The sequence below is a fragment of the Marinobacter sp. CP1 genome (assembly GCF_001266795.1).
Taxonomy (GTDB): domain Bacteria; phylum Pseudomonadota; class Gammaproteobacteria; order Pseudomonadales; family Oleiphilaceae; genus Marinobacter; species Marinobacter flavimaris.
Window position 1 is genome coordinate 567,065 of record NZ_CP011929.1, and the last position, 12,248, is coordinate 579,312.

Sequence of the window (12,248 nt, forward strand, 5' to 3'; positions counted from 1 at the left end):
TCCTAATCGGCGTCGCAATGCGCCAGGATAGGGAAGGAGAATTTTCCTATCAGAAACGAGTGGGAGGAGACCATGAGTAAGGTTACAACGGTTGGCATTGATCTCGCAAAGAACACGTTTGTCCTTTTTGGGCTGGGCCCTAAAGGTCACAGCGGGTGGAAGCGCAAAGTGCGCCGCAAGCAGTTGCTGGAGCAGCTGGTGCGTTTGGAGCCTTGCACAGTCGCTCTTGAGGCGTGTGGGAGCTCGCACTATTGGGCTCGCCAGATACGAGCGTTAGGGCATCAGGTTGAGTTGTTACCGCCTCAACATGTGAAGGGCTATCTTCGAGGTCAGAAAAACGATTACAACGATGCTCAGGCCATTGCGGAGGCCAGTGAACATGGGCGAATTCGCCCGGTGCCGATCAAAGAGGTCGAGCAGCAGGATGATCAGATACTGCACAAGCTGCGCCAGGGCGTGAGCAAGGATCGGGTACGAATCAGCAATCAGCTTCGAGGATTGCTGGCCGAGTACGGTGTGATCATGCCCCAGGGAATAGCGGCGCTGCGCCGGGAGCTGCCACTGGCACTGGAAGACGCTGACAACGGGTTGAGCGAGCGGGCCCGGCAGTTGTTGCACCGCCAGTATCAGCGTTTTCTGGAAGTAGAGCAGGAACTGGCCTGGTACGACCAACAAGTAAAGCAGAGATCGAGACAGGATGAGACCTGTCGGCGCCTGCAAGCGATACCGGGCGTTGGTGAAGTCGTCGCCAGTCTGCTGAAGGGCTGGATGGGTGATGGCCGCCAATTCCGGCGAGGCCGAGACGCTGGCGCAGCGCTGGGCCTGATCCCCCGTCAGAACAGCACCGGGGGCAAAGACGTCTTACTGGGAATCAGCAAGCGAGGCGACCCGTACGTACGCGCCCAACTGGTTCACGGGGCGAGAGCGGTGGTTGCCCGTGCGGACGGGAAAATGGACCGCCTCAGCCGATGGATCCAGCGACTCAAGGCAGAGCGAGGGTTCAACAAGGCAACCGTCGCATTGGCCAACAAGTTGGTTCGCATTGCCTGGGTGATTATCGCCCGAGGCGAGCACTACCAGCCATCGGAGCAACGGCTGGCGGTATGAATAAGTCAGGGATTGACTGAGCTAAATCACCGACGCGACGTCGGAAAGTAAAGCGGTTACCCTTCCCGCAGGTTGCGAGGGTCACAGCAATCGATGGCATAACAGGTCAGACCGGCCTGCCGAAAACCTGACTAATCCAAGGGCCCCAGAGGCCGTTAGGTCGATAAGGACGGCAGGCGCGGATCTTCCATCAAGGCCAGAGGCGACAAAGCCGCCTCATCAAACAGGCCGGATATACGGGCGCAAACCTGTCCCTGACATTGAGTGCTGAGACCTTGCAAACGGGGAGGAGACCATATACGGATTACGGCTTCACCTGATCCGACCTACTGACCTTGTTTATCCGGCCCGATTGCTCCCTATCCCTGAAGATTCTGAGGCCTTGGCGGGGTGTGACTCCCAAAAATGTCGGCGGCCATGGATGGCCGACGCCAAGCGCACATGGATGTGCTCGTAGCGGTTTTTGGGAGGCACACCCCGCCGAGGCCTACCCCCAAATTCGGCAGGCTAGGTGCCCAAGCCGGAAGCCATCAAAGAAGCCGAGCCCAAAGATCATGCTCATCGGCATGCTCAACAACCGCCTGAACAATCTCACCCGGAACAAGGTCGGTCTCGTCGTTAAGGTAAACCATACCGTCAATCTCCGGCGCGTCTGCCTTGGAGCGACCAATGGCGCCTTCCTCGTCGACCTCGTCAATCAGCACATCAATCGTCTGGCCGATTTTGGCCTGTAGGCGGGCTGCTGAAATCTCTGCCTGTTTTTCCATGAAACGGGCCAGGCGCTCTTCTTTGACTTCCTCGGGAACCGCACCTTCCAGTTCGTTGGCTTTGGCGCCTTCCACCGGGCTGTATTTGAACGCGCCAACACGATCCAGTTGAGCCTCGTCGAGCCAGTCCAGCAGGTACTGGAAGTCCTCCTCGGTTTCACCGGGGAAGCCGACGATGAAGGTGGAGCGGATGGTGAGCTCGGGGCAGATCTCACGCCATTTGCGGATGCGCTCCAGAGTTTTGCTGTCGTGGGCCGGGCGCTTCATGGCCTTGAGTACTCTCGGGCTGGCGTGCTGGAACGGGATGTCCAGGTACGGCAGGATTTTTCCCTCGGCCATCAGCGGAATGATGTCGTCGACATGGGGATAGGGGTAAACGTAGTGCAGGCGAACCCACACGCCCATTTCGCCGAGCGCTTCACACAGTGACTGCATCTTGGTCTTGAGCGGCCGCCCCTGCCAGAAGCCGGTGCGGTATTTGGTGTCGACGCCGTAGGCGGAGGTGTCCTGGGAGATGACCAACAGCTCTTTTACACCGGCATCCACCAGGCGCTGGGCTTCGTCCATTACATCGCCAATGGGCCGGCTGACCAGATCACCGCGCATGGAGGGGATGATGCAGAAGGTGCAGCGATGGTTACAACCTTCGGAGATCTTGAGGTAGGCGTAGTGCCGGGGGGTCAGTTTGATTCCCTGCGGCGGAACCAGATCGGTGAACGGATCGTGCTGTTTCTTCTGCGGAACAAACTGGTGAACCGCGCCGACCACTTCTTCATAGGCGTGGGGGCCGGAAACCGCCAGAACACCAGGGTGAGTATCGCGAATCTTGTCGGCCTCTACACCCATACAACCGGTGACAATCACCTTGCCGTTCTCGCTGATGGCCTCACCGATCGCATCCAGCGACTCCTGTTTGGCGGCATCGATAAATCCGCAGGTGTTGACCACAACAATGTCAGCGTCGTCATAGGTCGGCACAACATCGTAGCCGTCCAGCCTGAGCTGCGTGAGAATGCGCTCGGAGTCGACGAGAGCCTTGGGACAACCGAGGCTGATGAAACCGACTTTGCCGTTGCCGGACGAGGCAGGGGTCTGGGTGTTATCTGTCATAGAAGGCTTGGAATTCCCGGAGCTCAGCGCGAGCCCACAAATGAATGAAGGGCTATATTTTACACCAGCTCAGGGACCGCCTGCAGCAAAAGTCCGACGAGTATTGGAACGGATGGAAACTGACGGACGTCAAAATTTGTGACGTCTTGTTCAGAAAGATTTAACAAATCTGCCACTATAGGCGGCAGGCTTCTTGCTGATCACAAAGTAAACAACTACACTTTCATTCGCTTATCATGCGTTTAAGTGTTTTTCTGGAAGGGATTTATGGGAAAGGCAGCATCATTCGCAACCAGACACGCCAGAAGAGTCAACATGAAACCTGTCGCCGCCAAATTGAATTTGCGCAACCAACAGCGAGTGGACGTAGCCACCGACATTACTATTGAGAAATCGGACGGCTGCTGCCTGACCTGTTCGGTATCCAATCTCTCCCGCACGGGCGTTATGATTTCCTGTAATCAGGAAACGGTGAAACAACTCATTCCCGAGCAAAAGGCCCCGGCTCCAGGACACTGGATTGCCGTGAAGACCCGATTCTCCGTGCCGGTGGTTGCAACGCAACCGGTTTCCATTATTGCCGACGGCAACATCGTTCACATGCGACGCATCGCAAGGGACGAATTTCAGCTGGGCATCCAGTTCGCTGAGTTTGAAGGTAACGGCTTCGATTACGTCGATCGCTACGTTGCCAAGTTGCTGGCCGACTCCCGCAATCCGGCCTGAACGTCACCGTCTGCTCACTCACGGTCAGAGCCTGCCACTGCTATATTGTTATAACGTCAATTTCTAGTTGGGCGTCTTCTTATGCCCTTACCCCCTCTGGTATAGTTGCCGTATTCATTCGCACAGCCAACACGGCCCGCACGGCGGCAACGGATTATCATGACCACATATAACCTCACGCACCTGAAACAGCTGGAAGCGGAAAGCATCCACATCATCCGGGAAGTGGCAGCCGAGTTCGACAATCCGGTAATGCTGTATTCCATCGGCAAGGACTCCGCGGTAATGCTTCACCTGGCCCTGAAGGCCTTTTACCCGGGTAAGCCGCCCTTTCCGTTGATGCACATTGATACCACCTGGAAATTCCGGGACATGATCAAGTTCAGGGACAACGTCGCTGAGAAGTTCGGCCTCGACCTGATTGTGCACACCAACCAGGAAGGCGTGGATCAGGGAATCGGGCCGTTTACTCACGGCAGCGCGAAACATACCGATGTCATGAAGACCCAGGCCCTGAAACAGGCGCTCGACAAGTACAAGTTTGATGCAGCCTTCGGCGGTGCCCGCCGTGACGAGGAAAAATCCCGGGCCAAGGAACGCGTGTATTCGTTTCGGGATGAATACCATCGCTGGGATCCCAAGAACCAGCGTCCCGAGCTGTGGAACATCTACAACGGCAAGATCAACAAGGGCGAGAGTATCCGGGTGTTTCCGCTGTCCAACTGGACGGAACTGGATATCTGGCAATACATCTACCTTGAGAACATCGACATCGTTCCGCTCTACTATGCCGCCGAACGCCCGGTCGTTGAGCGCGATGGCACCCTGATCATGGTGGACGACGACCGCATGCCATTGAAGGACGGCGAGAAACCAATGATGAAATCGGTTCGCTTCCGGACACTGGGCTGCTACCCGCTGACGGGCGCCATCGAATCCGAAGCCAACACGCTTCCTGATATTATCCAGGAAATGTTGCTGGCCAAGAGCTCCGAGCGCCAGGGTCGGGTAATCGACCACGATTCAGCCGGCTCCATGGAACAGAAAAAGCGGGAAGGGTATTTCTAAGATGTCACACCAGTCTGATCTGATTGCAGAAGATATTCAGGCCTACCTGAAGCAGCACGAAAACAAGGAACTCCTGCGCCTGCTCACCTGTGGCAGCGTGGATGACGGCAAGAGCACCCTGATCGGCCGCCTGCTCCATGACACCAAGATGATCTACGAAGATCACATGGCCAGCCTGAAAACCGACAGCGCCAAGATGGGAACGACGGGCGAGAAACTCGACCTTGCCCTCTTGGTCGACGGCCTGCAGGCTGAGCGCGAACAGGGCATCACAATCGATGTGGCCTACCGGTACTTCTCTACCGACAAGCGCAAGTTCATCATCGCTGACACCCCGGGCCATGAACAGTACACCCGTAACATGGCCACCGGCGCGTCGACCGCCCAGGTCGCGATCCTGATGATCGACGCCCGCCACGGTGTTCTCACCCAAACCCGGCGCCATTCCTACATCGCGTCTCTGCTGGGTATTCGGCACATCGTAGTGGCCGTGAACAAGATGGATCTGGTGGATTTCAGCGAAGAGCGCTTCAACGAAATCAAAGACGATTACCTGGCGTTTGCCGCCAAGCTGGGCCTGAAAGATATCCGTTTTGTGCCGCTGTCCGCCCTTGAAGGCGACAACGTGGTAAACAAAAGCGAGAACACACCCTGGTTCACCGGCCAGCCCCTGATGGAGATTCTCGAAACCGTGGAAGTGGGCCGGGACAAGAACCTGGAGCATTTCCGCTTCCCGGTTCAGTACGTTACCCGACCGAACCTCAATTTCCGGGGCTTCTGCGGCACCATCGCCTCCGGCGTGATCCGCCCGGGCGAACAAGTGATGGCCCTGCCCTCGCGGCGCACCAGCACGGTCAAGGAAGTTGTCACCTTCGATGGCAATCTCGAAGAGGCCTACATTGACCAGGCGGTCACCCTCACCCTGACCGATGAAATCGACATCAGTCGCGGCGATATGCTGGTCAAGGTGGAAGATGAGCCCGAAGTGGGCAACCGCTTCAATGCCAATATCGTCTGGATGACTGACGCACCCCTGGAAACCGGCCGCCTTTACGACATCAAGCTGGGCCCGACGTTTACTTCCGGTACGGTGAAAAAGATCCACCACCAGACCGACGTAAACACCCTGGAACAGCAGGCCAACCCAAGCCAGCTCCAGCTGAACGAAATCGGCCTGTGCGAGCTGACCCTGAACCAGCCGATCGCCTTCGACGCCTACCAGCGCAACCACGCCACCGGCAGCTTCATCGTGATCGACCGGCTCTCCAACGTCACCATCGGTGCAGGCATGGTGGCCGGCCTGGCAGATTCCGGCGAATCGCTCGATCCGGTTTCGGTGGAAGAACGCGAGCGCCGACTGGCCCAGAAACCGGCCATCATTGCCTGTAATGGTCGCCAGGCGCCGGCACTGGCCCTCGCCGTTGAGCGTGCGCTGTTCGACCAGGGCAAAACCGCCGTGGTGGTCACCGAAGAAAACGCCGGCGATGCCGACGAACGCCGCCGCGTGGCCCAGCTTCTGACTTCCCACGGCCTGGTTGCCATTGCCGTTAACCTGGGCACTGACATCGCCAACGCCGCAACAACCGCCGACAACGAGCAGGAGATTCCTGAGGCTGTTGGCAAACTTGTTCAGGAGTTGATTCGCAGCAAGCGGGTCTAAGCTTTTAACTGACTGGAGATACCCCTACTTCGGTGGCTGGCTACTTTCGTGGCTGGCGCCGGGGTGGGGGTATCTTTTTCTTTGTGAAAAGCAACTCGCTTCGCTCAGACATCTTTTCCCGGCAGAAAAAGATACCCCCACCCCACCGCCGGCGTTCTCTGGCGTTACTTCCCAAAGCAAAAGTACGGCAAACATTAATTTTTTTGGCGGACCATTGAGAGGCCCGTGGACGTGGGGTAGGTGATTCTTTTTCTGTAGAAAAAAATGTCTGAGCAAAGCGAGTTGTTTTTTCGGAAGAAAAAGAATCACCTGCCCTGCGGCCCGCCACCAAAACCAGAAAGCTACCAATGAATCGAAAGCCAACTCATGGCACAATCCCGCACCTCTGAGCCAACCGCACTAATCAACAGGAGCTGCAAAAATGGCCATCAAACACCTCCGCACTGCCTTCGCCAGCCAGTACCAGCCGGGCCAGCCTGCCCGCCTTGTGACCGGTGAGGCCCTGCAGGAGCCCGGTGGCGATTACGAGGGCCTGCACAAGCAGATGAAGCGCCTGTTCAACAGCAAGCCCGGCAAGAAATACGGCCGGTTTTCCGAGGACCTGGGCGAGTGCCCGTTCAGCGCCTGGCTGAAAGACTACCTGGAAGACAAGCAAACCTTCGGCGCCATGACCGACCGCCTGTTCGGACAGTGGCAGGAGCTCCTGACCGGCAGTCAGGAGGAGTTCGATGGCCATCTGATGATCGTCCACGATGCCCTAGCGGACGCCGAGGTGGTTTACCTGTTTATCCTGGAAACCGACAGCGCCATGCGGTTCGATGGCAACCAGTCACTGGATGCGACCGACGTCCTGAGCCTCTCCCGTCTGAACCTGGCCGTTCGCATCGAGCTGGATGACTGGCGGGGTAACAACCCGGCGGAAAACTATCTGACACTGGTCCACGGCCGCGGCACCGGCGAGCCAGGCGAGCTGTTTATCCGTTTGTGCGGGTTTACCAATCAGGTGGATGTGGAAAAGGAAACCATGACCTTCCTGGACGCGGTCGAGGCCTTCGCGAAGTCCTCGGAGCCCGAAAAAGCCGGCGAGGTGCGCAACAAGGCCTATGAGTTCTGTAAGGAGCAGCATGCCCTGGGCGAGCCGGTCGAAATCGAGGCATTGTCCGGCTACCTTGACGAGAGTGAGCCGCAACGCTTCAAGGAGTTTGCCTCAAAAACTGCTGAACTGCCGGAAAGCGGCGTGCTGCACCCGGACCATCGGAAAGTGAAAAAGCTGGTACGGATTGCAGGCTCCGGAGGCGGAATGAGCGTGTCCTTCTCTTCCGACCTGGTGAATCAGGCGGTTTACTATGACCGTGACAAAGATGCCCTGACGATTACCCGGCTTCCCAAGGCTTTGCGGGAGCAGCTTCAGCGGTATCTTGAGGCTCGCGAGGAGTGATGGGCTCTAGCTTTTGCTAAGTAGCCTGCTCGATTTGGGGGCTGGTCCAGAGGTGGGAGGCCTTTTCTTCTGGGAAAAGCAACTCGCTTCGCTCAGACATCTTTTCCCGACAGAAAAGACCTCCCACCCCCGGACCGATCTCACAGAAGAGTAATTTTCTTTTTATTGCTCATCTGCGGTGACTTTGGGTTCGTCATCCCACCGTGGGCGATTCGCCCTTAACTTTCTTACTTCCTGCATCCAGCCCACACCGTCGACCAACTCACCCGTTTCCGGGTCTATCGGCGGGTACGGCAAATTACGGTCGTCGCAGTAGCGTTTGACGGTGGGCTGACACCAACAGAATAAAAGGCGGTTGTACTCGTCATCCGGCATCCGGCGCTGATCGAACATGCCGGCCAGCTTTCGCTGCCTCTGGGCTTCGGACAGGACAATCGCGCAGGCAGACGATACGTTCAGCGACTCCACCATCCCCATCATTGGGATAACGATGTGCTCGTCAGCCTGAGCCGCGGCATCGACGCTGACGCCATCCACTTCGTTACCCAGGATTATCGTGCAAGGCAGGGTGTAATCCACATCCCGGAAATCGATAGCCCGGTCGGAGAGCTGCGCCGCATAGAGCTTGTGGCCCTGCACTTTCAGACTCTGGATCGCTTCGTCCATGCTCCGGTGGGTGTGGGTTGTTACCCAGTTGTAGCTGCCACCGGCGGTTTTGCGAAATGCCCGGAAGCCTTCTTTTGGCCAGACCACGTGCATGTTCGCCAAGCCAAACGCATCGCAGGAGCGGATGATGGCGGACAGATTCCGGGGCTTGTGGACCTGGTCGGTTAGGACGCTCAGGTCCGGCTGCCGGGTGTTCAGGGTTTGTTTGATCCGGGAGAGGCGTTCGGGGGTCATTTTGGTGTTTGGGTATTAGGTTGAAGGATTTATCGTGAGGCTCGTCGAAACCATAAGCGCCAAATAGTACCACAACCGAACTAGCAACTAGCCGAGACAAAGGTGGTTGAAGTTTAAGCACCCCGTTATAATACGCAGTTCCTTTTTGCTGGCGCCCCGTTTCAAACACCAGTTCCCGGCGCAACATCCATCAGATTACGTGAGACCCATGGCCAAGAAGCTGTACATCAAAACCCACGGCTGTCAGATGAACGAGTATGACTCTGCCCGCATGGCAGACCTGCTCAAAACCGGTGAAACCGTCGAAATGACCGATTCACCCGATGACGCCGACATCCTGCTGCTGAACACCTGCTCCATTCGGGAAAAAGCCCAGGAAAAGGTGTTCCACCAGCTTGGCCGCTGGAAAAAGCTGAAAAGCAAAAAGCCGGAAATGATCATCGGCGTGGGTGGCTGTGTGGCTTCCCAGGAGGGCCAGGCGATCATTGACCGCGCACCTTACGTGGACATGGTCTTCGGCCCCCAGACCCTGCATCGCCTGCCGGACATGATTACCGAAGTGCGCGCCAAGGGTAACGGTGTTGGCGTGGTGGACGTCAGCTTCCCGGAAATCGAAAAATTCGACAACCTCCCCGAGCCCGGCGCCGATGGCCCCTCCGCGTTTGTTTCAATCATGGAAGGCTGCAGCAAGTACTGCACGTTCTGTGTGGTGCCCTACACCCGCGGGGAAGAAGTCAGCCGCCCGGCTGATGACGTCATCGCTGAAGTGGCCCACCTCGCCAGCCAGGGTGTTCGCGAGGTTAACCTGCTGGGCCAGAACGTGAATGCCTACCGTGGCGAAACCCACGACGGCGACACGATGGACCTGGCGGAACTGATTGAGCTGATCGCCACCATCGACGGCATCGACCGCATCCGGTACACCACGTCACACCCGGTGGAGTTCTCTGATGCTCTCATTGATGTCTATGAGCGCGTTCCGGAGCTGGTCAGCCATCTGCATCTGCCAGTTCAGAGCGGTTCCGACCGCATCCTGGCGGCCATGAAGCGCGGCCATACAGCGCTGGAGTACAAATCCAAACTCCGCCGCCTTCGCAAGATCCGCCCGGACATCAGCTTTTCGTCCGACTTCATCATCGGCTTCCCGGGCGAAACCGAGAAGGACTTTGAAGACACCATGAAGCTGATCAACGACATCGGCTTCGACATGTCCTTCAGCTTCGTCTACAGCGCACGGCCCGGCACGCCGGCATCAGATCTGCCGGACGATACGCCGATGGACATCAAGAAACAGCGGCTTAGCATCCTGCAGGATCGCCTTAACCAGAATGTAATGGACATCAGCCGCAAGATGGTTGGCAGCACCCAGCGGATTCTGGTGACTGGCCTGTCCAAGAAAGACCCTGGCGAATACGCAGGGCGTACCGAGAACAACCGGATTGTGAATTTCCGGCATGAGAATCCGGAGGTTGTCGGGCACTTTATTGATGTCAATATTGTGGAGGCCTATCCCAACTCACTTCGCGGTGTGCCCGTGAATTCGGAGTTTTACTAAAGCTCGGATCCTATTCGTCTTGGGTTTGGAGTTTGGCGAGTGGTGGGGCTCCCCTCCCAAAAACCGCTACGAGCACCCGCAAGCGGGTCCAGCCAGCAATCGTAGATTGCTGTCGCTCCGCGGCACGCGAAGCTTCGCTTCTAAAGCGTTTGCTCCGCCCATGTGCGCTTGGCGTCGGCCATCCTTGGCCGCCGACATTTTTGGGAAGGGAAACGCACCACTCTCCGTCGGCCGCACAGCCGTCTGCTTGGTAGAAACTGCGCATTCATAGGTTGGATCAGACGAAGTCGTAATCCGTATATGGTCTCCTCCCCGTTTGCAAGGTCTCAGCACTCAATGTCAGGGACAGGTTTGCGCCCGTATATCCGGCCTGTTTGATGAGGCGGCTTTGTCGCCTCTGGCCTTGATGGAAGATCCGCGCCTGCCGTCCTTATCGACCTAACGGCCTCTGGGGCCCTTGGATTAGTCAGGTTTTCGGCAGGCCGGTCTGACCTGTTATGCCATCGATTGCTGTGACCCTCGCAACCTGCGGGAAGGGTAACCGCTTTACTTTCCGACGTCGCGTCGGTGATTTAGCTCAGTCAATCCCTGACTTATTCATACCGCCAGCCGTTGCTCCGATGGCTGGTAGTGCTCGCCTCGGGCGATAATCACCCAGGCAATGCGAACCAACTTGTTGGCCAATGCGACGGTTGCCTTGTTGAACCCTCGCTCTGCCTTGAGTCGCTGGATCCATCGGCTGAGGCGGTCCATTTTCCCGTCCGCACGGGCAACCACCGCTCTCGCCCCGTGAACCAGTTGGGCGCGTACGTACGGGTCGCCTCGCTTGCTGATTCCCAGTAAGACGTCTTTGCCCCCGGTGCTGTTCTGACGGGGGATCAGGCCCAGCGCTGCGCCAGCGTCTCGGCCTCGCCGGAATTGGCGGCCATCACCCATCCAGCCCTTCAGCAGACTGGCGACGACTTCACCAACGCCCGGTATCGCTTGCAGGCGCCGACAGGTCTCATCCTGTCTCGATCTCTGCTTTACTTGTTGGTCGTACCAGGCCAGTTCCTGCTCTACTTCCAGAAAACGCTGATACTGGCGGTGCAACAACTGCCGGGCCCGCTCGCTCAACCCGTTGTCAGCGTCTTCCAGTGCCAGTGGCAGCTCCCGGCGCAGCGCCGCTATTCCCTGGGGCATGATCACACCGTACTCGGCCAGCAATCCTCGAAGCTGATTGCTGATTCGTACCCGATCCTTGCTCACGCCCTGGCGCAGCTTGTGCAGCATCTGATCATCCTGCTGCTCGACCTCTTTGATCGGCACCGGGCGAATTCGCCCATGTTCACTGGCCTCCGCAATGGCCTGAGCATCGTTGTAATCGTTTTTCTGACCTCGAAGATAGCCCTTCACATGTTGAGGCGGTAACAACTCAACCTGATGCCCTAACGCTCGTATCTGGCGAGCCCAATAGTGCGAGCTCCCACACGCCTCAAGAGCGACTGTGCAAGGCTCCAAACGCACCAGCTGCTCCAGCAACTGCTTGCGGCGCACTTTGCGCTTCCACCCGCTGTGACCTTTAGGGCCCAGCCCAAAAAGGACAAACGTGTTCTTTGCGAGATCAATGCCAACCGTTGTAACCTTACTCATGGTCTCCTCCCACTCGTTTCTGATAGGAAAATTCTCCTTCCCTATCCTGGCGCATTGCGACGCCGATTAGGAGGGGAGGAGACCATCTCATCGACCTACTTGTTTTTCAACAATCGGGCCTGCACATAGAATGATCAGGGCAAGGGCCGGGCGGACTTTCCAAAAACGTGGAGCGCCAGGGATGGCGCGACCGAGCCCTACATGGACGTATTCACGGGCGTTTTTTGGAAAGTCCGCCCGGCCCTTGCCCGTTAACCGAACATTAGAAACACCTACTCCCAAACG

The 12,248-nt window shown here is 57.4% G+C and carries 9 protein-coding genes; 6 read left to right on the top strand and 3 right to left on the bottom strand.

Features of this window, described 5'->3' with window-relative positions; translation table 11 throughout:
- Positions 1-72: 72 nt before the first annotated feature.
- A complete protein-coding gene (locus ACP86_RS02665; RefSeq protein ID WP_053112620.1) occupies positions 73-1,107 on the top strand; it encodes an IS110 family transposase in 1,035 nt (344 codons plus the stop codon).
- A 530-nt stretch (positions 1,108-1,637) separates the two neighbouring features.
- On the opposite strand, the gene rimO is transcribed toward ACP86_RS02665, so the two are convergent.
- On the bottom strand, positions 1,638-2,984 hold the full coding sequence (gene rimO, locus ACP86_RS02670) for a 30S ribosomal protein S12 methylthiotransferase RimO (protein WP_053112682.1): 1,347 nt from the start codon (positions 2,982-2,984) through the stop codon (positions 1,638-1,640).
- 315 nt (positions 2,985-3,299) lie between these two features.
- Between rimO and ACP86_RS02675 the strand changes: the two genes are divergently transcribed.
- The 4 genes from ACP86_RS02675 to ACP86_RS02690 all read left to right on the top strand — a co-directional run bounded on the left by ACP86_RS02675 (position 3,300) and on the right by ACP86_RS02690 (position 7,876).
- Positions 3,300-3,710, top strand: a complete 411-nt coding sequence (locus ACP86_RS02675) for a PilZ domain-containing protein (RefSeq protein ID WP_008170127.1) — start codon at positions 3,300-3,302, stop codon at positions 3,708-3,710.
- A gap of 159 nt (positions 3,711-3,869) precedes the next feature.
- Complete coding sequence (gene cysD, locus ACP86_RS02680; RefSeq protein WP_053112683.1) at positions 3,870-4,778, top strand: sulfate adenylyltransferase subunit CysD; 909 nt, start codon at positions 3,870-3,872, stop codon at positions 4,776-4,778.
- Position 4,779: 1 nt separating this feature from the next.
- On the top strand, positions 4,780-6,438 hold the full coding sequence (gene cysN, locus ACP86_RS02685) for a sulfate adenylyltransferase subunit CysN (RefSeq protein ID WP_053112684.1): 1,659 nt from the start codon (positions 4,780-4,782) through the stop codon (positions 6,436-6,438).
- Between the two features lie 421 nt (positions 6,439-6,859).
- Positions 6,860-7,876 carry a nucleoid-associated protein gene (locus ACP86_RS02690; protein WP_053112685.1) on the top strand — a complete coding sequence of 339 codons (1,017 nt, stop codon included), beginning with the start codon at positions 6,860-6,862 and terminating at the stop codon, positions 7,874-7,876.
- Positions 7,877-8,038: 162 nt separating this feature from the next.
- Here ACP86_RS02690 and trmH read toward each other — a convergent pair whose 3' ends face one another.
- Positions 8,039-8,776: a tRNA (guanosine(18)-2'-O)-methyltransferase TrmH gene (gene trmH, locus ACP86_RS02695; protein WP_053112686.1), complete on the bottom strand. Its 738-nt coding sequence runs from the start codon at positions 8,774-8,776 to the stop codon at positions 8,039-8,041.
- A 208-nt stretch (positions 8,777-8,984) separates the two neighbouring features.
- Here trmH and miaB point away from each other — a divergent pair, with 208 nt between their 5' ends.
- Entirely contained in the window at positions 8,985-10,331 is a 1,347-nt protein-coding gene (gene miaB, locus ACP86_RS02700) for a tRNA (N6-isopentenyl adenosine(37)-C2)-methylthiotransferase MiaB (protein WP_053112687.1), read from the top strand.
- Positions 10,332-10,928: 597 nt separating this feature from the next.
- Here miaB and ACP86_RS02705 read toward each other — a convergent pair.
- Positions 10,929-11,963 (bottom strand): IS110 family transposase, encoded by a 1,035-nt coding sequence (locus ACP86_RS02705; protein ID WP_008172057.1) that lies wholly within the window; start codon positions 11,961-11,963, stop codon positions 10,929-10,931.
- Positions 11,964-12,248: the final 285 nt, after the last annotated feature.

Excerpts from the sequence above, each read along its gene's own strand:
- ACP86_RS02690 (WP_053112685.1), top strand. The coding sequence starts at position 6,860 with ATGGCCATCAAACACCTCCGCACTGCCTTCGCCAGCCAGTACCAGCCG.
- ACP86_RS02665 (WP_053112620.1), top strand. The coding sequence starts at position 73 with ATGAGTAAGGTTACAACGGTTGGCATTGATCTCGCAAAGAACACGTTT.
- ACP86_RS02675 (WP_008170127.1), top strand. The coding sequence starts at position 3,300 with ATGAAACCTGTCGCCGCCAAATTGAATTTGCGCAACCAACAGCGAGTG.
- ACP86_RS02705 (WP_008172057.1), bottom strand. The coding sequence starts at position 11,963 with ATGAGTAAGGTTACAACGGTTGGCATTGATCTCGCAAAGAACACGTTT.
- cysN (WP_053112684.1), top strand. The coding sequence starts at position 4,780 with ATGTCACACCAGTCTGATCTGATTGCAGAAGATATTCAGGCCTACCTG.
- cysD (WP_053112683.1), top strand. The coding sequence starts at position 3,870 with ATGACCACATATAACCTCACGCACCTGAAACAGCTGGAAGCGGAAAGC.
- miaB (WP_053112687.1), top strand. The coding sequence starts at position 8,985 with ATGGCCAAGAAGCTGTACATCAAAACCCACGGCTGTCAGATGAACGAG.
- trmH (WP_053112686.1), bottom strand. The coding sequence starts at position 8,776 with ATGACCCCCGAACGCCTCTCCCGGATCAAACAAACCCTGAACACCCGG.
- rimO (WP_053112682.1), bottom strand. The coding sequence starts at position 2,984 with ATGACAGATAACACCCAGACCCCTGCCTCGTCCGGCAACGGCAAAGTC.